The following is a 24,653-nucleotide window of genomic DNA, read 5'->3' on the forward strand; positions in this document are numbered from 1 at the left end:
TTATTTTGCCGCTTCCAGTTGAGCAGCCGCATCTTTATACGTATCGTTCATTCTTTTTTCCAAATCTGCGGATATGTCTTCCAGCTTGACTTTCTTCTCGGTCAATTCCTTGATTGTCGGTCCGTAGACATTATCCGAGGCAACCTGATAACCAGGAAGCCATTTCAGCAGATCGACAAACCCGTCTGGAATCAATTTGACCATTTCCTTCATACCCGGCGGCATTTCTGGTCTGGCGAGATAAGCATTCCAAACTTCCTCATCGTTGATGAGCGGGATGCTGCCAAGCGGCCATTCCGGCTTCATTCTCTCCATCCAGCCTTCTTTGGAGAACGTGAGCCATTTTACAAATTCGAATGCTTCCTGCTTGTGCTTGGAGCTTTTGGACATGCCGACATAGTCCGTTACAAGCGGAACCCGCTGTCCGGTCGCCGTCGGGATCGGTCTGATATCCCATTTGAACTTGGCGTTCTTGGCGTTGCCGGCAAAACTCCATGAAGCGTCATACTGCATGCCCACTTTCCCCAGTATCCACGGCCATTGGTCCTTTCCGAACCATGCTTGAATTTCTTCCGGCTTGTAGATGTCGTAAGAAACTTTGTCGGAGTAGAGCAATTCGTCGACGTAATCGTAAGCTTCTTTATAAGCCGGATTCGTGAAGTTATATTTCTCGCCGTCCCATGTATTCCAGCCCAGGCTCGTATCAATTGAGGCCGGAAGCGTTTCGCGCAGTCCTCCGATACCCGACATGCCGAACTGCTTCTCATTGAACTTCGTCAGCTTGATCGCCGCATCGCGCATATCGTCTAAGGTCCAGTTAACCGGAGGAACGGGAACGTTCTCTTTCTCGAACAGGTCGAGATTCAAGTTAATTCCGAACATAAAGAGCGAATGCGGAAGTGCGTACTGCTTGCCGTTATAATTCGATGTGGCATCCAAATTTTTGAATGTTTTTCCTTCTTTGTATTCCGGATCGTTCTCCAAATATGGCGTCAGATCTTCGAGCCAGCCGTTGGCGGCAGCGAACGGTACGCCGAAGGTCCACATGACGTCGGGAAGCTCCCCAGCCGCCGCTACGGCCGACAGCTTCTCGTTCCATGGCCAGTCCACGGCAGTATCCTTCACGATTTTGATGTGCGGATGTGTAGCTTCAAATGCTTTAATATAGCGATCCGCTTCCTCTTTGCCCATCCACGTGGCCCATTTGAGCGTAACCGTCTCTTTATTTCCCTCCGCCGTTTGCCCATTATTTTGTTTGTCGGGCGTATCGGCCGGAGCCGTATTGCCAGTCTCTTTATTGCCGTTTGCCGCGTTGCTGTTCCCCTTATTGCCGTCCCCCGAATTTCCGCAAGCCGTGAGTACAAGCGTCAAGCACATGATCATAATCATGGACAAGGACAACATTTTTTTCATGTCCATCGAACTCCTTCAAATTCATTTTGATCTCTCTGCGTTGCAAATAACAGGAAATTCCTACATGTGATGTGCGCATCACCTCCCATATTAATAAGGTGAGGCAGCCAAAGGTGTCGAAACGTTTCAAATTAAGAGTGAGAGAAAGCGCTGTGAAGCGCTTTCTTTTTACAGCTGTATTGCTAAGGATTCGGACAGCGAGACAACCTCATCCGCCGTCACTTCTCTTCCGAGGCGGCCCGAAATGTAGATGCCTTCGCTGATCAGCATCGTTTGCAGCGCAATTTCCGCCGTCGGCAGCAGTTCGACCCTGCCCTGCAGCGCTGCGATCCAATGATGCTGGGAAGAATCGTAAGCGTCTACATCATCCCGCAAGTTGTGCCAGCGATAATCCATCGCATCCAGGTTGAACGTGCTGTCCATTTCCATATCGCACATATTCGTATGGTAGCTGAGCGGCGTCACTTGGCCGTTCACATAGCTCGGCAGCCGGATTCCTCCTTCTGAGCCGATAATGCTGCTGCCCTCGAAACCGTTCATATGAACCGCCCAAGCCTCGATTATATCCAGCGTCATTCCGCCCTTGAACCGGACGAACCCGATGCCCAATTCTTCAACGTCAAACCCGGAAATCGCGTTCCTGCGCTCATCGATCTCCATTTCGCGATACGTCTTGCCTGTAATGGTCTGCACTTCGGTGTTCCCGAGCAGGTAGAGCAGCTGCGAAATGTTGTAGACGCCCATATCGAACAGCGCGCCGCCTCCGGCCGTTTCCTTTCTCGTGAAGAACTTCGTCCCGTAGCCGTCTACATAAGGACGCCCGCGGCGGCGGTACCCTGTCGAGCGGGCATGGAACAGCTTGCCCAGCTTGCCTGCCTCGATAAGCGTCTTGGCCGCTTTCGTGTCTTTGTGATACAGAAAGCTTAGCTGGATGTGCAGCTTCTTGCCGCATCGCTCCGCCGCGTCAAGCATCGCTTTGCCGTCCGTATACGAGCCGGCGATCGGTTTTTCGCAATAGACGTGCTTACCCGCTTCCAGCGCAAGGATCGTTGCAGAAGTGTGGTAATTGTTGTGCAAGCAAATATCGACGGCGTCGATATCGTCGCGCTTCAGCATTTCCCGAAAGTCTGTGTATGTATGCGGGATATTGTATTTCTCGGCGACATTCTTCAGTTCCGCTTCATTGACATCGGCGGCCGCCACCACTTCCGCTCCCTCAATCTTCGCGTAGAAGTCCAGATGCTGCTTCCCGATCAGTCCAACGCCGATAACGCCAACTCTAATCTTATCCACAGTCGTTCGCCTCCTTAAAGTTTTGTGAAGCTTCGCTACCATGCTGTTCTTCGCAACAAAACTCGCTTCGGAAGCATAAGCCTCCTTTTGTGAAGCTTCGCTTCCATGCCGTTCTTCGCAACAAAACTCGCTTCGGAAGCATATGCTTCGTTTCGTGAAGATTTACGCTTTGCCTAACTGCATGGCTTTAGTTCGTTCCCTGCTTCGCTTGCTTCAATAGGCGGCGGATGCTGGCGAGCTGCCATTCCACTTCCTCGTATTCGTTCTTGCTGGAATGGTGTTCGACGCTGTAGTGTCCGGTATATCCGGCATCCATCAGGTTCTTGATTTTCTCCTCGTAACGCGGCAGCACCCAAGCGGCAAAATGAGTGTGGAACGCATACTGCGCGCAAAGCCGGTCGCCGTTTTCTTTATCCACATCCCAGTTCTCCAGATGCAGCAATATACCAAATGCCGGGCTGTCCACAGCTTCCACCAGTTTCTTGATGTTGGCCGGAACGCGAGATGTGCCCCAATGATTTTCAGGACCAATCTTGTAACCGCTTTCTTCAGCGCGACGGGTATACTCTTTATATCTTTTTACGGTATAATCGAATTGTTCGTCTGACATTTCCAGATCATGGCCGCCCATATCGATCCTGACCGTCTGCGCCCCCAAAATTTCCGCTGCTCGCAAATTTTTCAGCGCATTCTGGTAATTGCTCTCTCTCAGTTCCGGATCTTCATCCCAAACATGAGCGCCGTCGACGCACAAATTGGCAACATGAAGCTCTTTATCATCGATGGCCTCTTTGAGTTTGCGAAGGTAGTCTTCCTCGTAAGAAGACAGCATGATGTTCCAAATATCGGCACCGCTTACATGATAACGATACTTCAAGCTTTCCAGATAGCCGAACAGATCGATCTTCCCTTGGTTAAACATGCCGTGAAAAGAATACGAAGCGATGGATATATTCATGTTCAACTCTTCCTCCTTGCGAGGCAGCCCTCACATTCATTCGAACCGTTTCGATTTCTCCTAGAATATACAGCAGAAATATAGCGCTTTCAAGTTAATATTTTCCCTGAATTCCGGATAAAACAACGGTTTTCCCTCCTGTTTTCGACGAAATGCTCCGTTTCTCTTCAAATAACTCGAAACGTTTCGATAATTATCGTTTTAGAGCGCCATCCTGATCCTAGCGAAAATGTAACATACACCCTTTTTCTCGAGGGGGCCGCAGCATAAAATTACAAGCGGCGAAGCTCGCCTCATGAGCTGCTAAAGGTCCGAACACTTTATTGATTTTATGCAAAAAATGGGACATCCCCCTCAACGCTTGTCGACGTTCTCATGTGCGTGCTTATGTATCAGGCTTCCATACATACCTCATATAATCAGCCATTCCATCTGCTGGAGAGGACTATTATGACTCCTGCCGCACAAGGCGGCGTACATCCAGGTATCGTGTACATGTGCAAAAATACGAACTTCATTTAAGCCCGTGAAATCCGCCGCATCAGCTCCTTGATTAAAGCGCTGCGGACTTTTAACACAAACGAATTTACGGAAAATTAATAACATGATATGGCTAATAGTTGGATAAGAAATTCATTTTTCAGATATAGAAATCGAAATTTCGCATACGATTGATCCAATGCTTTTTGCGTGAATAGCAGCCGATTCCTGAAACTTTTCACAAGCGAAAACAGAAAGGACCGCCAACGCGGGCAGCCCATTCATTCTTGCGATTGCTCAGTTTTCACAATCCTCCATCATCAAATATAGCTCCGCATTTCCTTATTCCTTCCGAACCTGTAGATGGCAATCAGTGACAATACCGCGGCGAAGGCCAGCAATATCCCGAGGTTCAGCAGCAGGCTCTCTAAGGAACTGCCCTGCTGGAGCTTGCCGAACGTGTCCAGCAGCCAGCGCTGCGGAAGAAAGTCGGCGATGCGCTGAATCGAGGCCGGCATGACTTCGATCGGGAATAAACATCCGGCGAGCAAACAGGTTGGCATAATGAGCATGCTTTGCAAAGCATTGGCCGTCATGGAGTTGTCTGCGAATGCCACGATGACTAGCGATAGCCCGATCGCCACCATAGCGAACAGCAGCAGGAGCAGGAACATCTGCCAGAACGGGATGCCCGGATCGATATGGAAGAACCGGATCATGACGATCAGCGTCACCGCGATCTGAATCATCATCATGAACAGATTCACAATCACGTTCGAGGCTACATACGTTCGAGGCGAGATCGGCGAAGCGAGGAGCCGGTAGTAGGTCCGGTTCTCTTTTTCCTTGATGATAATGCCCGACAGATTGACCGCCGAGAACAGCATGAAGATCAGAAGATAGCCGATGGTTTGCTTGGTCATCCCGTAGTTCGCGGACCGGTCCTCCACCTTCGCTGCCGATAATTCGAAATCCGACTGACGGTATCCCTTATAAATCGTGTCAAACGAAGCCGTGTCTCCTTGGACCGTCCGGCCGATCGCAGCGATATTGTTGATATAGGCATTCAAATACGAGCTGACGTATCCGGTGACCTGCGTCCCTTTGATGGAGACGATCTGAACGCTGCCTGGAGCGCCGTTCTTCAAGCTCTCCGCAAATCCGCCCGGAAACATCAATACGGCATCTAATTCTCCCGACACAATAAGATCCCTTGCCTCGGATTCCTTGATTTCTTCTGCCTGCACATGCTCCAATTGAAGTATAAACTGAACCGTATCCTCCGTCACAGCCTGGCCTTTATCATGATTGACGATGCCGATATTCAGCGCCGTTTCTCCCGAACCGCCATGAATGAGACTGGCCAGAAGGATCCCCAAGATGGGCATGCCGATATACAGCAGCAGATTCTTGTAGTTCTTGAACGTGGTGATCATCGTCTTGCGGATTAACCACAGCGTATCGCTCACTTACAGCCCCTCCCGTCTTCGCATCATTACAGCGGCAATTCCCAGCAGCAGGGCGGCACATCCCAAATTAAGCAGCATGGCGGTGATGGACGCCGCGTAATGATCGGCATAGATGAGTTTCAGAATGGCGTCATTGGTCCATTGCAGCGGTGAATAATCCGATAAGGTCCGCATGATTCCCGTGGTATCCTCGACCGGATAATACGATCCTCCCAAGAACGCCGCCAGCTGGACGATGATCATAATAACGGCACCCGAAGCCCCTTCGCGGACGACATAGCTGATCCCGAGCCCCAAGCCGAGGGCAAACACAATCTCCGTAGACAAGACAAGGAATACCAGTCCCAAATTGTCGCCCCAATTGGCATTGAAAACATACTTGCTGACGAGGACAACGATAACCATGAACAGAAAATTAAGCACCAGCGTGCCCAGAATCTTCCCCGTCAGAATCTCCGCTCTGGTAACCGGCGACGCCATCAGTCGGACCGCCGTATGCTGCTTGATCTCGTTCTTGATCAGATGCTCGGCAGACAGCGCGCTGTATAAGATAATCAAGGTCGTCACGGCGACGGCAAAATAATCCATCGATCCCGGCTGCTTGGCTGCATCCAGCGAGACTTCCTGTACGTAATCCCCGCCTCCCGCAGCCGGCTCCTTCAAATCGGTCTTCGCCACTTCGGCGGCCAGCTTATACCGATCGGCGAACGCCGAAAGCATCCCTTCGACGATGCTGCTCTCAAGCGTGCTGCGGCTGTTCCCGTAGTAGTTCAGGCCGCTGTCGCTTATCACGGCATAGCCGGTATACCGATTGTTCTGCACCGCCCCCATGCCATCTGTCTTCCCGTCCGCTTTCTCGAAGAGAACGCCGGATGTCCCTGCCTCCCGGGAGAAGGATTCCCATTGCGCCGCAAGCGCGCTGCCGGGAGCGCTATTGTCTTGATAGAGAACACGGATATCGCCGATCGCCGCACTGCCGTTAAACGAACTCGAAAGCGCCGTTCCCAATATGAGAATAAGCACAACCGGGGTAACCAACATGAACGCAAGCATCTTAAAATCCCGAAAAACCATTAACTCCTTTACAGCGATTCGAAGGATATTCACAAGTCCCGCCTCCCCTTAAGTTCCATCATCCGTTCTTAATCCCGCAAGCTCCGGCCGGTCAGCGTCAGGAATACCGTCTCCAGGTTAGGCTCATGCGCCTCCACCGAACGGATCTCCATCCCGTCCGCCATCAGCTGCTGAATGATCCTGTTCAGATTGTTGACCTCGGCATCGGAGCTGATCTTAACGAGCGTATCATCGACCTCGGCCGTATTGACGCCGGGGATCTCCCTCAGCTTCTCTACCTGCAGCATATCGGTCGAACGGACTTCAATGCCGGTATTCTTCTGATTCGTAATGATCGCCTTCAGCTGCTTCTTCGTCCCTTCGGCAATAATCTTGCCGTGGTCGATGATGGCAATTCGGGTGCACAGCTCTTCAACCTCTTCCATGTAATGGCTGGTATAGATGATCGTGCTTCCCATCTCGTTCAGCTTCTTGACGGAATTCAGGATATAATTCCTGGATTGCGGATCGATGCCCACGGTCGGTTCATCCATAATAATCAGCTTCGGCCGGTGGGCGATCGCGCAGGCGATATTCAGCCTTCGCTTCATGCCACCCGAGAAATTCTTCGTATAGCTCCGATGCTTATCGCCAAGCCCGACGAACGCGAGCGCTTCTTCCGCCCGGCTCTTCAATAACGCACCCCTTAGTCCGTACAGCCCCGCAAAAAATTGAACGTTCTCGTAAGCCGTCATATCTTCATAGATGGCCAGCTCCTGCGGTACAATGCCGATGTTCGACTTCACGAACCTGCCGTGTTTGGCGATATTTTTACCTAGGATGTGAATCTCCCCTTTGGTCACGGGCAGCAGCGAGGCGACCATATTGATCGTCGTGCTTTTGCCCGCGCCGTTCGCCCCCAGAAATCCGAATATCTCGCCCTCCCGGACGGACAACGACAAGTTATCGACAGCGATATAATCGCCGAATTTTTTCGTAAGCTGTTTGATTTCAAGAACGTTCATTCTCTTCAACCTCCGCATCGTTTTCTAAGTTAATCCTATCGTACAAAAAAAGGATGAACCTGCGGAAGTGCACAAGTTCATCCTTACCCATGAGATTCTTCATGTTTTGCATCCAGAGAATATTCACTTATCGCTGAAGGGGATCAAGGTGGTGACGGAGAAACCCCGCGAGCCGTCGACGATCACCGTGCCGTTCACGGCAGCCGTCCGTTCCTCCATCCCGATGACCCCCAGCCCCTTGATGACCTTCGATGCTCCCCGGCCGTTGTCGGATACTTCGGCTTTAATGACGGTATTCAGCACCTGGATATGCACGGATACGGCGGTCGCGTTCGCATATTTCATCGTATTGGTCAGCGCTTCCTTCACGTTCTCCATAATAATCCGCCAATGGAACGGAGAGATCAGATCGACGTTGCCCTCGTAAGTGAATGCGGGCTTGATCGGATGTACGGCGGCGAATTCATCGATGAATAATCTCATCCGGTTGATGCCCAGCTGTTCCGTGGGCGGCTTCGCATTCTTCAGCACGAGGCGGATGCTCTCAATGCCGTCTTTGGAAATATGAATCGCATTCTGCAGCAGCTCCGCCGATTTCTCCGCGTCGGCTGCCATTAACCGCTTCGCGGCTTCCATCTGAATGAGCGCACCGGTCATGGAATGCCCGACATGGTCGTGAATTTGTTGAGACAAGCGATTGCGCTCTTCCAGCTTGAACATATATTCGGACTGCTTCAAATATTCGCTGTTCTCGTGCAGACGCTGCGTCAAGGTCTGAATATCGCCGCGCATGCTCTCCAGCTCTTCCTTGTACGATTCGATTCGCCCCGAATACGTTCGGAGGAGAGTCAAATAGGCGGCGCTCAGCGAGGCTGCATATCCATATTCGATGAGCATGTCTTGCGGAAGGAACGGCCATGGAATAAGCATGAACAAGAAGACGATGACGGAACTCTTGCTGTAATAGGATCCGAACTCAAATAGATTCACCGGGACAAGCAGGATCAGCAGCGGGTGAACATAAAGAGAGGCGGATATAATTAAAGCGCCGGAAAGGCCCGACAGAAGAGGAACGGCAGCGTCCTTGAAAATGTAGACAGAGATGTTCAAGCACAAATATAACAGAACGGATAACGTAAACCATGGCGTTATTGCGGTTGTGGAGATATAAGACAGGCTAATGACATAGAGCAATAGAACCGCTTTGTTCAGAATGGACCAGATCTCGATTGACGTTCTTCGCTGGCGCACTCAGTTCCGCTCTCCCGTCAGGTAATAGATCGCGATCTGCGTCCGATGCTCAAGCCCCGTTTTACTCAGGATGGAGGTAATATGGTTGGCTACGGTCCCGTCCGAGATAAACAGCTTCTTCGAGATCTCCTTGTTCGCCAGACCTTTGGCAATCAGCGCCATGATGTCCAGTTCTCTCTCCGTGAACGGAGTTCTGTCGATCTTATCCCCTTTGTCCGACACCTTATCTTTATCCGCCGCAATGAGACCGGATTTCAGCTTATCCAGCACCACATCCTGGAGCACATGATGTCCGTTATGCACGGTTCGGATCGCATCGCGGATTCGTTCCGGATCGTTATTCTTCAGCAGATAACCCTTGGCTCCGAATTTAATCGCATCATGTATATATTCGTCATCGTCGAACGTCGTCAGGATGAGCGGCTTCGTTGCCGTTCGTTCGGTCAGAAGCCGGGTCGCTTCCACCCCATTCATCTCCGGCATCCGGATATCCAGCAGCGCCACGTCCACCTCATGGCGTTCACAGTATTGCACGGCTTCATGACCATTCTCGACGGTCGCCACGACGTCGAATTCGTTGAAGGATGTCAGAATAATCTTCATTCCTTCCCGGATGAAAGAATTGTCATCCGCAATCATCACTTTGATTTTCAAGCGGCCTACACTCCCTTCATCCATATTTTACATGGGGCAAGGGGGATATTCTAATTAAATTTTTATGGAAATATTCTGGAAACTTTTTCAGATTTAATGTGTCTATAACCTTGTTATGCGAAGATATGACATAGGAGGAATAGGCAGAATCTTGGCTGAGCCAGGAGAATCGGTGAATTATAGGGATTTTACTTTCGCAATAAGTGTAATCCCGTTTGCAGCCTATTTAATCGGTTTTGGTTCCCATGCGCTTTATGAAAAATGTTCTCGATAATAGAAAAGACTGCCGCGCGGCAGTCTTTTTCGTCTTGTTCATGAAGCAGCTATCACGATCTCGTAATCTGCAATAGCTCCTTATTCCCGTCGTTCGAATCATGCTGGCCGATCTTGGCTCCCAGGGAACGGAAATCTTCAACAATATGTTCATAACCTCTTTCAAAATGTTGAATGCCGGTAATGCTCGTTTTGCCATCCGCGGCTAAACCGGCAAGAAGAAGGCAAATGCCTGCCCGAATATCGGTCGCATGAACCAAATTGCCCCGGAGCGGAGCGCCGCCCTTAATAAACGCCGTTCCCGCACGAAGGTCGATATCCGCTCCCATTCTTCTTAACTGATAGACATGATTGAACCGTTTGGGATAGATCCTGTCGCTGACGATGCTTTTACCCGGCGCTTGAGTGAGCAGAGCCGTTAGCGGCTGCTGCAGGTCAGTCGCGAAACCGGGGTACATGGCCGTCCTCACCCGGGTTGCCCTCAATGCGCCGGTCGACTGGGCCGTTATCGTATTAGGCGTCGTCTCGATATGCAGGCCGATTTCCTTCAGCTTCGCAATACAGGAGTTCAGATGCTCCGGAATGACGTCCTCGACCGTTACGGATCCTCCCGTTACCCCGGCGGAAATCAAGAATGCGCCGGCAATTAGCCGGTCCGGTATGACCGTATACGTACAACCCCGAAGATTCCGGACGCCTTCGATCCGAATCGTGTCCGTTCCGGCACCGGTGATTCTGGCACCCATTTGATTCAGCATAATCGCGGTATCGACGACTTCCGGATCTCTTGCAGCGTTCCGCAATACCGTTTGACCCTTGGCGCGAACGGCAGCCAGTATACTATTAATCGTCGCCCCGGACGTAATCGTATCGAAGTAGATATCCGCCCCTTTCAATTCCCGGGCTTCTGCTTCGTAATAATCTTGGTGATACGTAAATGCGGCTCCCATTGATTCGAACGCTTTAATATGCTGATCGATGGGACGTTTCACAAAATCATCCCCGCCCGGATACCCGACGCTAACCTTCCCGCATTTGGCAAGAAGCGCCCCTACGAAATAATAGGCGGTTCGGAACATCGACGATTTGCGGGGATCGATCGAAGCGCTATGGATATGACGCGGATCAATATACACCAAGCCTGTAGATTCACGATACATCTGAATTCCGATATCCTCTGCAATTTGGCAAATCACCTTGAAGTCGGCAATCTCCGGTATACCCGCCAATCGAACCGGCTCATCCGACAAGCAGGCAGCAGCCAGTAAAGCCAGTGAGCTGTTTTTGGAGCCGGGAATTTTGACCGTTCCGTTCAAGCCCGAGGAGCGTTCAACTTCGATCCATTTCATCTCTATCCCTCTTTCTGTGGTCTTTACGACTTTGTATGCTATAACCCGCTTGCGCTTGAATCCGATTCTGCCGCGGCAACGACCACTTCCACGCCTTGGTCTTCAATTTCCCGGATGACGGCGGCCGGGGCCCCGGCATCCGTAATGACCAGATCTAATTCATGAATAGGCAGCGTTCTTGCAAACATATCGACCCCCATTTTTTCATGGGGAGCCAGACATATTGTTCTTCGCGATATTTCGTTTACCGTGCGGGCAAAGCTGGCTCCATCCGGAGCAGTCGTGCTTATGCCCTTCGACGATACTCCCCCGCCTGTTATAAAACATAGATCTAACGAAAACCGGCGGATTTGTTCAATCGCTAACGGATCGATGAGATTCCCTGAAGCCGATCTGAGCCTTCCGCCGATCAGATAAGATTCGATGTTATCCATTTCTCTGATCGTCTGGGCGATTTTTAGCGAATTCGTGATGACCGTAAACGGCATCGTTCTGGAGAGATACTTCAGCATGCCGTAATGAATGCCTGCACCGCCGATAAACACGCTGTCATTCTCGCCTATATAAGAGGCAGCTAGCCTGGAAATGGCGTTCTGATGAGGAGAGCCTTCTCCATAACGCAGAGATTCAGGGAGAGGCAAGCTTCGAAGCTGCGTTACCGGGATCGCTCCTCCGTATGTTTTCTTAAGCAGTCCCTGCTCCTTCATAATCGTCAAATCCCTGCGTATGGAATCGACCGATACGTGAAACAGATCGGCCAGATCCTTGGCGACGATTCGTTGGTTCCGTTGAAGCAGCTCCAATATTTGCTGTCGACGCTCTTCCGTTAACATTTCAACCCCCTCATATGGTTAACGTTGGTTTGACCTGATGATATCTATTTTATTCATTATGTTTCATGTTCGTCAATAATAATTTACATGATTCAGCATGTTGTTTCGGTTTTCAGAGTAAATGCACACACTGATTCATCCACACCAACCCAATAACGTCTTTCGTTGCATTTTTGTTGCACGCCTGTTCAATCCGTGCTTCCTTGGCGCCCGCCGCTCTTAATCGGGATAGAGCTTCAGCCAGCAATGCCTTGCCTAACCCCCCGCCCTGATGCTCCGTCCTTACCGCAAGTGTTGGGATCTTCCCGGTTTCCCCAACGACTTTCGCATTAATGAATGCAGCCGGTCCGCCGTCAGAATGAGAAGCCATTATGTATAAATCAGGATTGTATTCCGGGCTGGTAAACTCATGAATAACTTGATCCGCCGTTTTACGACCGCCGAAGGCATCATTATATATAGACGCCCATGACGCAGCATCCGTAATTTCAGGTGAATGGAAAGAATAACCTGCCGCAGGACTTACGGCCACCAGATCCAGCTGCGTATACCTGAGGATCAGCAGCTCGTATCCGACAGCCATATCATGCTGAAGAGCCAGCTCCTTCATGCCAGGCACTCTGGAATCGGCACGGTGGACGTAGACCATGGTCCTGCCCTCATGCCGGGCCATTTTCTTTAAATGTGCAAGGATGAAGCGGAGCATCTGTGTACCAATCCCTCTTCTCCGCCAATTCATCGCGACGCCGGAATAGCTATAAACCGTCCAATGGCCGACAGACTCGCTGAAGCATAGGGAGATGAATCCAACGATTTGCTCATGTACAGCGACAACAAAGGTATTGTCGCGAATTCGTTCTCCAGGCTCGTCCAAACCACGTTCGAATTCTTGCGATGTTATACCCTGTTGAAAATGGTATGGATCTTCATTAATAATACCCGCGATTGCGTCAGCATCGGATTGCTGATAGGGACGTACATTTACGCTAATCACTTTGTCACCTCTTCCTCGGAGGACGCATTGTCTCCTATTACCTGATCGAGAAGCCAGCAACAGTCATTTTAGTTGAAGTGCCCGAATAATTTCGCCGTCAATCACTTCTTCACTGACTTTATCGAACCCCAATGATTCATATAATACGCTTTCTCGAAGCATGCATGCTTATATTTCATGCTTTCGTACTATTTATAAAGATACTATTGTCGTTTATTATAAATAAAACATAATATTTACAATGATGTCGTTTTATTCTAAAATCTGTGTTTTATCCTTTTAAGGAAAATCATATTCTTCAAATCATTCCCATAAAGTAGTAAAACTTGCGTATTTTTAAGGGGGTGATAGCTATGACGTGACTGTGGTGCTCCAGTGGCACGTGGTGATGGAGTCGCTCGTAATCTTAACTTTATTTTAGGCAGGAGGATGATTATGTCTTTGTTCAAGAAAAGGGTCGCCGCTATAATCTTAGCGCTCACACTTCTTATGCCTTATGGTATGGCACATGCGGAAAGCAATAAGTACAGCACAATTGGAAGCGCTATCGCTTCAGGGCTGCAGGGATGGTATAACGAGAATAACGGGTTATGGGATAGTACCGGCTGGTGGAATTCCGCGAATGCGCTGGAAGCGATCATCGATTACAGCTCGCAGTCGGGAAGCACCGAATTCCTTCATGTCATTGCGAATACATATGAGAAGCATCAAGCCGGGAATTTCCTGAATCATTACTACGATGATGAAGGCTGGTGGGCGCTTGCCTGGATTAAAGCCTATGATCTGACGAAAGAGCAGCGCTATCTGGATATGGCCAAAACGATCTTCGAAGATATGAAAGGCGCATGGGATTCGATCTGCAGCGGTGGCGTTTGGTGGAATAAAGACCGGAGCTACAAGAATGCGATCACGAATGAGCTGTTTCTAACCATCGCGGCCCGATTGCATCAGCGGACGCCCGGGGATGCCGGCGAAGGGAGTTATCTGGACTGGGCGGAAAAAGAATGGGCGTGGTTCCAAAGCAGCGGGATGATCAATTCGGACAATCTGGTGAATGACGGTCTGAACAATACGTGCAGCAACAATGGCGACGTCACCTGGACCTACAATCAAGGCGTCATTCTGGGCGGTTTGATTGAGCTCTCCAAAATTAAAGGGGATGCCCAATATTTAAATACGGCCAAGGCGATCGCCGATGCGGCCATAACGACTCTCGTCAATTCGGACGGCATCCTCCAGGAACCGTGCGATGAGAACGGCTGCGGCGGCGACGGTCCGTCGTTCAAGGGCATCTTCATGCGAAACCTTAATTATCTGTACGATACGACGCATGATATCAAATACCGGAAATTTATAGAGAAAAGCGTGGATTCCTTATGGGCGAACAGGAACAGCCTGAATCAGATCGGTGTCAAATGGTACGCGCCGGCCGACACCTTTAGCGCGGCTTCGCAGCATTCCGCATTGGATGCCGTTAACGGACTCGTCAAGAAGGTGCCTACAGGCTCCAGCGCATTGCTGAATGTGGCGCCTGGCGGATCTGCAACAAGCTCAGAACCTTGCGATGCTGCGCAAGGCCCGATTAATGCCATTGACGGGAAGGTAAAGCCTTCGAGCAAGTTCTGTACGCAAGCGGCTGACAAGTGGCTGCAGGTAGACTTGGGCGCCCAGTATAAGCTATCCGAATTTGCGGTCTATCATGCGGGTGCCGCGGGAGATGACCTCGCATTGAATACCAAAAGCTATAATATTCAAATCAGCCAGGACGGCATCCATTGGACCAAAGTCGCCGAACGGTCGGGGAACACAGCTAATGTAACGACCCATCACATCCTGCAGACATCAGCCCGGTACGTGAAGCTGAATATAACCGATACCGCTTCGAATCCGGCCATCATCGCCGAGTTTGCCATCTATGGCGAACCGAGTCCTGACGGACCTAACTTAGCTCTGTACAAAGCGGGTAGCGGCTCACAAAGCTGCGCGGCCTCGGAAGGTCCGGAGAAAGCCTTCGACGGAGCCTTCAAGCAGAATAGCAAATTTTGTTCCGGCTCCCCAGAGAAGTGGCTCCAGGTTGATCTCGGATCCAGCGTGGAGGTATCGAAATTTGTGATCAAGCATGCGGGGTTCGGCGGTGAGAACCCGAAATGGAATACGCGGGATTACAGCATTCTCGTGAGCGAAGATGGAACAACGTGGTCTGCTGTCGTTCAAGCGGCCGACAACGCCGCCAGTGAAACCAGCCATTCTATTACGCCTGTCCTTGCCCGGTATGTGAAGCTCGCGATTACCAATGCCGGAAGCGATAACGTCACGCGCATTTATGAAGTCGAAGTATACGGCGGACAATAAAACAACGGGCGTCCGTCGTTCCAACGGCCCATGTTGCTTATGAAAATAATGTAATAACCTATCCATGATAAGAAAAAGCGGCGGTTTAAGACCCTGAAAGTAGAGTCTTAGACTGCCGCTGCCATTTCAGCCTATTATTCAACAATCGTGTACCGTCCCTCAGTAAGGGAAGTGGTGTTTATGTCCCGATCCCGAAGCAAGCTTTTCTTCGAAAAGCTTTACCTTTGAAGCCCTTGATGCAAAGCATCCAGCAGACGGTGCGTCTTGTCGCAGCTGTACTCCCAGAACATGATGCCTGCCAGACCCTTAGACTTCACATAATCGCACTTGCACTGAATCGATTCCTCATCATCATAGGATATGAAGCTAGAGCCATTAAACAGATACGGTGCGCAGGCTTCTTCATCCCAATAACGGGTATAACCATTCTTATTGATGTAGTCTGCGGCAAGCTCAGTGAACGCGGGCCCGTACCCGCCGGTGCTCCCGGCCATTTGATGAAGGCCGTGATTGCGGTCCGGCACCTGGTTCCAGACGCGGGAATAGAATGCGGCACCGATCACGATCTTTTCCTTCGGCACGCCCGCCCGGAGGAACAGGTTCACGGAAGCGTCCGTACTAATCCGGAACAGATCGCCGGTCGGAGTGTATAGATTGGTATGATGTCCCGACAAAATTTGAAAACCGCCGCGCATATCATACGTCATTAGCTGGACGAAATCGAGATACTGCTGTACCTGATCCATCTCCGTGCCGTCTACGTAATATTGATCGGCGCCTGCCGCAATCGTAAGCAAATAATGCCGTCCATCCTGCGAGCCTTTCGCATCCAGAGCTTCCCGGATCGTCTTGAGCAGCAATGTGAAGTTCTGCTTATCATCAGGACTCGCCTCAATGCCAGCTTCGCCATAACACGGATATTCCCAATCCAGATCGATCCCGTCAAAAGGAAGCTCGTTAAGCACCCGTACCGCAGAAGCCGCCATGCTATTTCTTCCTTCCTCGGTGGAAGCCGCCTCGGAAAATCCGCCAGCGCTCCACCCTCCTACCGACAGCAGCACCGTAAGCTCAGAATGCTCCAGCTTTATTGTCCGGATCGCCTCGGTATGCTTCAAATGCTCTATGCTAATCTCATCGTTTCGGACATGACCGAAGGCCACGTTCAAATGCGTCAATTTCAACAAATCTTCCCGCGTCATCTCTGGAAGTGCAGCATCGCCGACATAGCCGGCCGCAATATATTTCTTCGACATTCCCCTTCACTCCGATCCTTTAGCTTGAATGAAACCAGACATAATGTGTAAAACTTCCTTCGCGGTGCCAATCTTGTACCCGGATGACGTATACCGGATTTGATCCTCGCTGTCGAGCGCGAACAGATGCGGGAAACCGGCTTCATGTGCCGGGGATTCCAATATGAAATCCGGTAAAGCAGCATACGTTGAATCCCGTACAAAAATCGTGCGTGACGGCAGCTTTGGATCATTGGCAGCGCTAAATGAAGCTGTCCATTCCGAATCCCCGACCGCAATAACGACCGGAATTCCCAGCTTATTAAGCGGTTCGGCCAGTTCTCGCAGCTCACGAAGCAGATGCTTCGAAGGCTCCCGCTCCGGTTCAATCCACGCGACAATAGCGCCTTCCTTTCCAATAAGATCGCCCAGTATACTGGAATCCCCATTCAACTGCGTAAAGGTGCTGCTGCGGTCTAAAGTACCGAGCACGGGGATGTCTTCCGTCGTCTCACGATAGGTAAGAGTAATGTCCGTTTGCTCACCGGCACGTACAGTAAAACAAGTAAAACGCACTCTCACCGTGCCGTCCTTGAGACGTATACCCGATATTAAACGGTAAGCCCCCGGCTTCACCTCGAACGGCTCATCATAAACGTCGGATTTGCCATATGGATAGACCAGCGTTTTGTACACGCCATTCTCAAGTCGGGCAAAGGTGAAGTTGTTATAATAGGAAGCTGCCGGAGCGTCCTGAGCTGCCTCGGGGTCACGGAGCAGCCGCAGCATTCCCCAAGCTATGTTCTCCTTCTGGTCGGAAGCGATTAAAGTGAACACCGCATCTTCCCAGCTGCCGTTCTTTAAATATTGAGGCTTCTGTTCACTCGGGTGCAGGCGCGCCGGAATGCCCAAGCTGCGGCATGCCGCCACAAACAGAATCGTCAACGAGACCGGATCGCCCATCTTCAGATTGTATGTACCGAGCGGATTTCCTTTTCCCTTCAAGTTGGGGAGATCCTCCCAAATCACAAATCCCTGCTCCAGTCTTCGGGCAAGCTCCGCAGGATTGGACCTGAACGCTGCCGACTCTTCGGCACTAAACGCTTCCTGAAAAATTCGTCTGTATGGCGTAAGCATTTCATACGAGACCCGTGGACAAAGAACATAGTTGGTAAACGTGTCCTCAGCAAGATCTCCGCGCTGCGGGAGAGCGTAGATCAGATGGTCATCCAGCACAGGCCGGAACGTATCGATCATATCTTTATCATTCAAACTCTCCAGCAGACGCAGCGGCCACTCACCGTATTCACCGGAACGTTCCTGAAGGAAGGCTGCGATTTCCCGGCTGTTCCCGCGGGCCTTTTGCAGAACATCCCATACCCGCTCGGGCGGAAGCCCTGCCGTCTGGGCAAACCGGGACACCTCCTCCTCGCCCAGGAATGTTCTTTCGTAATCGCACCGAATCTTCGTTCCTTCTTCGAGACGGCTGTTATGCCGTTGAATCTTCTCATCCGAAAGCGCATCTACCGCTTCTCCTTCACGTTCCGGAGGCGGAACCAAGTCGAAGTTCAACGTTCCATCTCGCTGTTCCGAAGCATGAAGTACAAGTTCAAGGCGGTCCTCTGCCGGGGTTGCTTTCATTTCACTCCACTTGCCGTCTTTGACGGCACGAATCATCAGATCGCCGAAGCCGGTTTTAAAAGAGACTTCTCCCCGGTCATTCGTCGGCAGTGCAGCGATCGGGTACAGCTCCGCCATGTTGTACAGTTCGAAACGGACTTCCGCCCCGCTCACCGGGGCATTTTGCCCATCCTTCACATTAACATGGATGGTGCGTGTAGGGGCATAATTCTGCAGCAGGTTAACTTCCGTAAACCACTCATCTGCCAGCGTAATTTCCTCCGGTCCCGGATAGTCCGCAAAAATGCGTGTGTTGATCAGCATCGCCCGGCGGGCAGGCGGGCTGAACCATCCCTGGTTAAGACGAGCTTCCGGTTCGCAAGCGCCTATGTAATACCACTGGCCGTCAGCCCAAGCTTCCACCCATGCGTGGTTGCTATCACAGTGAGCCCAGCGCGGTGTATATACCTGGCGAGCAGGGATGCCGATACTGCGTAGCGCGGCTACCGCCAGCGTGGATTCCTCACCGCAGCGTCCCTGCGCATTCCGGATCATGGTGAGCGGCGATATTGTTCGCTCGTCGCTACCTATGTACGCTGCCTTCTCATGGCACCAGTAGTTGGTCTCCAGAATCGCGTCCGCCATGGACAAGTCCCTTGTCCGTTTGAGCAATTCGTTATACAGTATGCCGCGGGAATCTTCGATATTTTCCGTATTTACCCGGAACGGCAGCACGAAATGAAGGAAGAGATGATCCGGCACACGTTCACCCCAAGGCACCTGCTTGCGGATATCCAGCGTCTGACGAACATGGCTTAAGAACAATGCCCCGTCATAGTCAGCCATATCATTTACCGGCATGCAGGCGAATAAGTACTTTAAAGCCCAGGTCTCCTCATCGGATAGCCCCTCCTGAAAAATATCAAACAGTTCATGTCGGCGTGCCGCAGCCAGAGTCTGCTTCTTGCGGAATTTCCGGTCGATTCCCTCCATCGTATGAGGGTTCAAAGAAAATATGGATGCCTGGGTCGTCACTTGCCTTCACTCCTTCCATAGTTTTCCGTCTTCGCGTATACAGATATGGCCTTCCCCGTCCAAGGACGGAGCGGTAATCTGGAACAGACTGCGGGTCGTCTCGATCACGGGATCAATACTCCACGTATCATCGCCCATGAGCAGCTTCTGATCCGCTGTAAATTCGCCATGGGCCGCAAAATAATTGCGCTCGCGGTAATAGAGCTTGCGAAGCTCCCATTTAATGCGTTCATCCTGCGGAAGCTCAAACGATTGCGGAGTGTCTCCGTCCGCAAACACGACATAGCCCCACAGCTCGGGATAATGCATATTGATAATACCCATCGGCGACCACACCCAGTTGTCCTCCGGGTAAGGCTTGCCTGTCTCGGGGTTTAGCACTTTCCGGTATTCGCCGTCTTGCACCTCCGTCTGCCACTGAACGCGGGAGAAATTGACGCGCCAGAATTCTCCTGGCAGTGGCCGGCGGCCTCCGGCTGCACACTCCCGCAAGCTAGCCCACGGCATAGCCACTTCAATACTCCACTTCCGGTTATGTGCACCGGGGCGGTTCAGCTCGCCGTCAATATGCACGGCTGTCTTGAGGGCGCTAATATCCCAGCCATTCACCGGAGGGCCGCCGTCGCGGTAAGGCTTCACCAGCAGCAGGTCCCATACCGTATTGAGCGCATTGATTTCAAACTCGTAATATTGATGCGTATCCCCATCCGGATCGATAAAAATTTCAAAGTCGTTATCATGAAAAATGACGGAATCCCGCACAGTCAGCGTCGCCCAAATCTGATCCTCGATCATCTCCGCCGCGAAGTAGAAATATTCATCATCCCACAGCATTTTTACCCGAGTCCGTTTCGTCGGCACCGGGCGAAGATCGCCTTCGATATCGACAAATTCATCCGTCCAATCCGTCCCAGCCCAAAACGGCTTATCTACACGGCCGTCCAACATTAGCGTCCCTTGGGCGCGTCTGCATATATAGTGCTTGGGAGCGTATTCAATTCTCGGTTCCGGTACTCCGCTTCCGTACATGTCCTTCCCTCCGCTTCATTTTCATCGGGCCCGCCTGTCGTTGTCAGTTATGGGTTATAACCGCTCCCGAACGTCCATGCCAATGATTACGCTGCGCCTTGGATATGGCATGCGCTCCCACCGCATTCTATCTCTCTGCAGGAACCGTGCTCTTGTTGAGGACATCACCGTTATCATTAGTGGAACGTCCATATAAATCTACGCGACCTTGCCAAACATGTAAATAGGAATAATCGCCCTAAAGTAGAACGGCCGTTGGAGAAAAACCAATCGTACCGCAGTGGTAGTGCCATGGGGCGAGTTCCTTGTCGGACTAGGACTGTTGATCGGTACGTTTACTACTTTTTCAGCACGGATGGGATTGGTTTTGAATTTTTCTTTCCTGTTCGCCGGTGCCATCAGCAAAAATCCGAATCTGATGAGAAAGCAGGCAGGATCCGATCTGAAAATGAGCCAATTCTAATTTACTTGGATTTTTCTAATTGGAGTTATGGCGCTAAATCTAGTAACCTTCCTATATAACCTTTTTTTCTGCTCCTCTAAACGGCTTGAGAACCCGTCAAGAGGAGAGCCCTGCAAAACACCCCTTTTTTGGGCTATCTTGCAGGGCCTTTTTTTGTGCTTCTGAAAATGAAAAAGATCCGCCGCGGCGGATCCTTTTGCTGTTTTATTGATCTAGTTCTCCGTTAACGTTACGGACGATCTAATCTTGCGCCCTGTTTAACGTTTTTTCTTTTTCAAGGATGGTCTGTTCATATCTCGCAATTTTATCATCCATACGTTCCAACACTTTCTTCATCTCTTCCATTCTTGCTGCCAGTTGTCTGCGCTGCTCGATTAGAAGCTCTTTTCTGGCACCGACGGTTTCATCACCCTGCTGATACAGCCCGACATATTCAATTAATATTTCAACTGGAAGACCTATTCCCCGCATACATTTGATAAATTCTACCCACCTGCAGTCTTCTTCCGTATAATCCCTAATTCCGCTTTTATTGCGGTTCACGCGCGGAATAAGTCCGACGCGTTCATAATAGCGGAGCGTATCCTGCGATAAATTAAATTTTCCACTTACTTCTGCTATCAACAATGGAGATTTCACCTCCCGATTTCGTATCAAGAACGCACATGAAAATGGATAGGGCGTTCTTGTCGTTTCTTATACTAAACCGTCATTGCATCACAATGGGACCAACGATCGGATGAGGAACATACGGCTCTTCCAGCGACGCAATTTCTTCGGGCGTTAGCGTAATCGAAAGAGCCGCTGCCGCATCTTCGAGATGAGACATTTTCGTAGCGCCGATAATGGGAGCTGTTACCGGTTCTTTCTGCAGCAGCCAGGCAAGTGCGATTTGAGCGCGGGGAACCCCCCGTTTCTCTGCTATTGCCGCAACCCGCTCCACGATCAATCGATCGGCATCCGCAGTCGCATCGTATTTCGATTTCTGAACTTGATCGGTTTCGGAACGATGTGTCGTTTCCGACCCATCGCGCGTCAATCTTCCCGATGCGAGCGGACTATATGGAATCACACCGATCTTTTCTTCCTTACAAAGCGGCAGCATTTCTCTCTCCTCTTCGCGGTATAAGAGGTTCAAATGATTCTGCATCGATACAAACCGGGTCCATCCATTCTTCTCGGCTGTATGCAGCGCCTTCAGAAACTGCCATGCGTACATGGCCGAAGCGCCAATGTATCTTGCCTTCCCGGCCTTCACGACATCATGCAAGGCTTCCATCGTTTCTTCGATGGGCGTATTGTAATCCCAGCGGTGAATTTGATACAAATCTACATAATCGGTTCCCAGCCTCTTCAGGCTCATATCGATTTCACTCATGATTGCCTTTCGGGAAAGACCGGAACCATTAGGACCTGGATGCATACGGAAATAAACCTTCGTCGCGATGACAATTTCGTCCCGATTGGCATAATCCTTAAGAGCCCGTCCGACAAATTCCTCGCTGGTTCCGTCTGAATATACATTCGCCGTATCAAAAAAATTGATGCCAAGCTCCAGCGCTTTTTTTATAATGGGACGACTGCGCTCTTCATCAAGTATCCATGGATGAATCCACCGCTCTGCTGCGCCAAAGCCCATACAGCCAAGACAAAGCCGGGATACGTCCAAGCCGGTATTTCCAAGTTTCACATATTCCATTGGTTTGTTCCTCGCTTTCCAAATGTTATTGTTCCTTCGAACGCAGTGTAATCCGATTACGGGTTGCCTGTTGATATCCGATATTATTGCACTTGGAGTTAACTCCAAGTCAAGCGTTATTGTAAAATTAATAGGCCTTATAATGAAACCTGCTGGTTAGGTTAACGCAGCTGCCGGTCTACAGCTATATTATCATGCCTAATAGGGGCCACCTCACGAAACGGAAAAAATCGTACGCTAAGCCATTCGTTGCATGAATAAACCGGATCCCTCTCAAGGGGAATCCGGTTTTCGTAAATCGAGGCATTAGCTCATTCAACTATCGTGTCCCGTTAGGATTCCTGTAGAGCGTTAATTTTGCGCTTTGCACAAAAACGAGCGCCTCCGGTACGATGGGTTAGTCACGGGTCATAGCCCTTTAGCCATCTTAAGGAGGTCGCTCTATCTTGAAGTTTAAAGCTCAAGCCAAACAAAATCAACTGCTCGAACGTATTTCAACCCAGCATCTTGTCGTCGGCATCGACATCGCCCAGCAGTCCCACGTTGCTCGCGCCGTCAACTTTCGCGGAATCCTGCTTGGCACTCCACTTCACTTTTCCAACGACGACACCGGCTTTTGCCAACTGCTCCAGTGGATGAAAGATTTGCAGGAAACGAACCAACTAGACGACGCCATCATCGGCATGGAACCAACCGGCCACTACTGGCTCAGCCTCGCTACCTGGCTCAAAGATCGCAGCCTCGAGGTCGTGTTGGTGAATCCTCATCTCGTCAAAAAGAACAAGGAAAATCGCGACAATACGCCATCCAAAAGCGACATCAAGGATGCCTTGGTTATCGCCGACATGGTGAAAAACGGCTACTACACCTTCATCAAAGAAACCAGTGAAGTGTTCATGGAACTGCGCGTTCTCATGGCGAACCGGGAGACAATTGTCCATCGTCTCATCAGCGTCAAGAACCAGATTCACCGCTGGGTCGACATTGTGTTCCCCGAGCTTCGGCAGGTATACAAGCACCTCATTGGTTCTGGATCGCTTGCCACATTGCGTCTCTTTCCTACGCCTGCCGATCTTCAAAAACTCACCGTTCGCCAGGTAGTCGACGGTTGGAAAACGGTCATGAAGCGGCACAGTGGTGAACGTAGAGCTGGCGAACTACTGGCTCTCGCAGCTCACTCCGTCGGCGCCAAGCATGCCGAGAAAGCCTACAAGCTTCATCTGCAACAGCTACTTGCCGAATATGATCTGGCTGTGGAGCAACTGCAGGTAATTAAGGATGAAGTCGCGGCTGCACTGGCCCAGATTCCGCTGGCTAAGCCCCTGCTGGCAATGAAGGGCATGAGCACCTTGTCTGTCGCCGGCATTCTCGGTGAAGCAGGCGACCTCAGCGGCTATGCACATGGTAACGCGTTGCTACGGCATGCCGGCCTCAACCTGGCTGAAGCGAGTTCAGGCAAATGGAAAGGCTAGATGACCATCAGCAAACGTGGCCGACCAAGGCTCAGGCATGCCCTGTTCATGGCAACCATGGCCCTCATCATGAACGATGTATCGTTTAAACGACAGCATGAAGTGAATGTAAAGACGAAAAGCATGAAACCGATGCGCTCCGTCATGAAGCTTTGCGGCAAGCTGGCACGCCTTTTGGTTGCCATGGCACAGAGCGGCGAAGCTTACGAACCGGATCGAGTTCTTCCTATGAAACAAGCTGCTAAACTGCTTCTCAATTAGCACGAATACTGGCTTATTCGCGGGATCTCAAGACTGCACGGAGTACCGGATTGCGTTCAACAAAAGGGCACAGACCCGTACCGTTAGGATAACCGGCCTCCACCCACCGGATAGGCGTAACGAAGGAATGAAAGGGCGTCGACCCGTCGAGAAATGGGAGTGAAAGCCTCCGGAGGTACGTGGAGCAGCGTGCAACAGAGCAGTAAAAAAGGAGCGAAAACTCGCCCCTTCTGTTCCCGCATGCGCTTCGGTTGCCGAATTTGACGGTACATCCCCTCTTCTATCCGGATAGCGATTTATCCATTGGAGAGATCCTGCGAATAAGCGAGCATTCGTGAGAAAACTGCATTGTACCGAGGGAGTTGAACAAGCTGCCGAACATCACTATTTGATTAATAAAACAGTGAAGGCCGCGAGATGAGAGCTCAAGGTTGATATTGATGAT

General features: G+C 50.7%; 17 protein-coding genes and 1 pseudogene. 2 read left to right on the forward strand and 16 right to left on the reverse strand.

What is annotated here, in order from left to right:
- The 11 genes from L1F29_RS27245 to L1F29_RS27295 form a co-directional block, all read right to left on the reverse strand.
- Positions 1 to 1,413 (reverse strand): ABC transporter substrate-binding protein, encoded by a 1,413-nt coding sequence (locus L1F29_RS27245; protein ID WP_258385168.1) that lies wholly within the window; start codon positions 1,411 to 1,413, stop codon positions 1 to 3.
- Positions 1,414 to 1,581: 168 nt separating this feature from the next.
- Entirely contained in the window at positions 1,582 to 2,706 is a 1,125-nt protein-coding gene (locus tag L1F29_RS27250) for a Gfo/Idh/MocA family protein (protein WP_258385169.1), read from the reverse strand.
- Positions 2,707 to 2,893: 187 nt separating this feature from the next.
- The gene (locus L1F29_RS27255; RefSeq protein WP_258385170.1) at positions 2,894 to 3,664 is read right to left on the reverse strand and encodes a sugar phosphate isomerase/epimerase family protein; all 771 of its coding nucleotides are present in this window, start codon (positions 3,662 to 3,664) and stop codon (positions 2,894 to 2,896) included.
- Positions 3,665 to 4,464: 800 nt separating this feature from the next.
- Positions 4,465 to 5,613, reverse strand: coding sequence for an ABC transporter permease (locus tag L1F29_RS27260; RefSeq protein ID WP_258385171.1), 1,149 nt, complete (start codon positions 5,611 to 5,613; stop codon positions 4,465 to 4,467).
- The gene (locus L1F29_RS27265) at positions 5,614 to 6,720 is read right to left on the reverse strand and encodes an ABC transporter permease (protein WP_258385172.1); all 1,107 of its coding nucleotides are present in this window, start codon (positions 6,718 to 6,720) and stop codon (positions 5,614 to 5,616) included.
- Between the two features lie 35 nt (positions 6,721 to 6,755).
- Positions 6,756 to 7,691, reverse strand: a complete 936-nt coding sequence (locus tag L1F29_RS27270; protein ID WP_258385173.1) for an ABC transporter ATP-binding protein — start codon at positions 7,689 to 7,691, stop codon at positions 6,756 to 6,758.
- Between the two features lie 123 nt (positions 7,692 to 7,814).
- Positions 7,815 to 8,921, reverse strand: coding sequence for a sensor histidine kinase (locus tag L1F29_RS27275; protein ID WP_258389822.1), 1,107 nt, complete (start codon positions 8,919 to 8,921; stop codon positions 7,815 to 7,817).
- A gap of 21 nt (positions 8,922 to 8,942) precedes the next feature.
- The gene (locus tag L1F29_RS27280; protein ID WP_258385174.1) at positions 8,943 to 9,596 is read right to left on the reverse strand and encodes a response regulator transcription factor; all 654 of its coding nucleotides are present in this window, start codon (positions 9,594 to 9,596) and stop codon (positions 8,943 to 8,945) included.
- A gap of 326 nt (positions 9,597 to 9,922) precedes the next feature.
- Positions 9,923 to 11,218, reverse strand: coding sequence for a UDP-N-acetylglucosamine 1-carboxyvinyltransferase (gene murA / locus L1F29_RS27285; protein WP_258385175.1), 1,296 nt, complete (start codon positions 11,216 to 11,218; stop codon positions 9,923 to 9,925).
- Between the two features lie 38 nt (positions 11,219 to 11,256).
- On the reverse strand, positions 11,257 to 12,051 hold the full coding sequence (locus L1F29_RS27290) for a DeoR/GlpR family DNA-binding transcription regulator (protein WP_258385176.1): 795 nt from the start codon (positions 12,049 to 12,051) through the stop codon (positions 11,257 to 11,259).
- A gap of 112 nt (positions 12,052 to 12,163) precedes the next feature.
- Positions 12,164 to 13,045: a GNAT family N-acetyltransferase gene (locus L1F29_RS27295; RefSeq protein WP_258385177.1), complete on the reverse strand. Its 882-nt coding sequence runs from the start codon at positions 13,043 to 13,045 to the stop codon at positions 12,164 to 12,166.
- Positions 13,046 to 13,480: 435 nt separating this feature from the next.
- On the opposite strand from L1F29_RS27295, the gene L1F29_RS27300 reads away from it, so the two are divergent.
- Positions 13,481 to 15,397: a glycoside hydrolase family 76 protein gene (locus L1F29_RS27300; protein WP_258385178.1), complete on the forward strand. Its 1,917-nt coding sequence runs from the start codon at positions 13,481 to 13,483 to the stop codon at positions 15,395 to 15,397.
- A gap of 218 nt (positions 15,398 to 15,615) precedes the next feature.
- On the opposite strand, the gene L1F29_RS27305 is transcribed toward L1F29_RS27300, so the two are convergent.
- From L1F29_RS27305 to L1F29_RS27330, 5 genes are all read right to left on the reverse strand, one after another.
- Entirely contained in the window at positions 15,616 to 16,650 is a 1,035-nt protein-coding gene (locus L1F29_RS27305) for a glycoside hydrolase family 18 protein (protein WP_258385179.1), read from the reverse strand.
- Positions 16,651 to 16,656: 6 nt separating this feature from the next.
- On the reverse strand, positions 16,657 to 19,284 hold the full coding sequence (locus tag L1F29_RS27310; protein WP_258385180.1) for a transglutaminase-like domain-containing protein: 2,628 nt from the start codon (positions 19,282 to 19,284) through the stop codon (positions 16,657 to 16,659).
- A 6-nt stretch (positions 19,285 to 19,290) separates the two neighbouring features.
- On the reverse strand, positions 19,291 to 20,313 hold the full coding sequence (locus tag L1F29_RS27315; protein ID WP_258385181.1) for a carbohydrate-binding family 9-like protein: 1,023 nt from the start codon (positions 20,311 to 20,313) through the stop codon (positions 19,291 to 19,293).
- 703 nt (positions 20,314 to 21,016) lie between these two features.
- Positions 21,017 to 21,403: a MerR family transcriptional regulator gene (locus L1F29_RS27325; protein WP_258385182.1), complete on the reverse strand. Its 387-nt coding sequence runs from the start codon at positions 21,401 to 21,403 to the stop codon at positions 21,017 to 21,019.
- Between the two features lie 82 nt (positions 21,404 to 21,485).
- Positions 21,486 to 22,475, reverse strand: coding sequence for an aldo/keto reductase (locus L1F29_RS27330; protein WP_258385183.1), 990 nt, complete (start codon positions 22,473 to 22,475; stop codon positions 21,486 to 21,488).
- A 446-nt stretch (positions 22,476 to 22,921) separates the two neighbouring features.
- Between L1F29_RS27330 and L1F29_RS27335 the strand changes: the two are divergent.
- A pseudogene (locus L1F29_RS27335) lies at positions 22,922 to 24,208 on the forward strand (IS110 family RNA-guided transposase).
- The last annotated feature ends 445 nt before the right edge of the window (positions 24,209 to 24,653 follow it).

Source organism: Paenibacillus spongiae (assembly GCF_024734895.1).
Classification (GTDB): domain Bacteria; phylum Bacillota; class Bacilli; order Paenibacillales; family Paenibacillaceae; genus Paenibacillus_Z; species Paenibacillus_Z spongiae.

Coding starts and splice junctions, on each gene's coding strand:
- L1F29_RS27245 (WP_258385168.1), bottom strand. CDS start 1,413: ATGAAAAAAATGTTGTCCTTGTCCATGATTATGATCATGTGCTTGACG.
- L1F29_RS27255 (WP_258385170.1), bottom strand. CDS start 3,664: ATGAATATATCCATCGCTTCGTATTCTTTTCACGGCATGTTTAACCAA.
- L1F29_RS27270 (WP_258385173.1), bottom strand. CDS start 7,691: ATGAACGTTCTTGAAATCAAACAGCTTACGAAAAAATTCGGCGATTAT.
- murA (WP_258385175.1), bottom strand. CDS start 11,218: ATGAAATGGATCGAAGTTGAACGCTCCTCGGGCTTGAACGGAACGGTC.
- L1F29_RS27290 (WP_258385176.1), bottom strand. CDS start 12,051: ATGTTAACGGAAGAGCGTCGACAGCAAATATTGGAGCTGCTTCAACGG.
- L1F29_RS27300 (WP_258385178.1), top strand. CDS start 13,481: ATGTCTTTGTTCAAGAAAAGGGTCGCCGCTATAATCTTAGCGCTCACA.
- L1F29_RS27305 (WP_258385179.1), bottom strand. CDS start 16,650: ATGTCGAAGAAATATATTGCGGCCGGCTATGTCGGCGATGCTGCACTT.
- L1F29_RS27315 (WP_258385181.1), bottom strand. CDS start 20,313: ATGTACGGAAGCGGAGTACCGGAACCGAGAATTGAATACGCTCCCAAG.
- L1F29_RS27330 (WP_258385183.1), bottom strand. CDS start 22,475: ATGGAATATGTGAAACTTGGAAATACCGGCTTGGACGTATCCCGGCTT.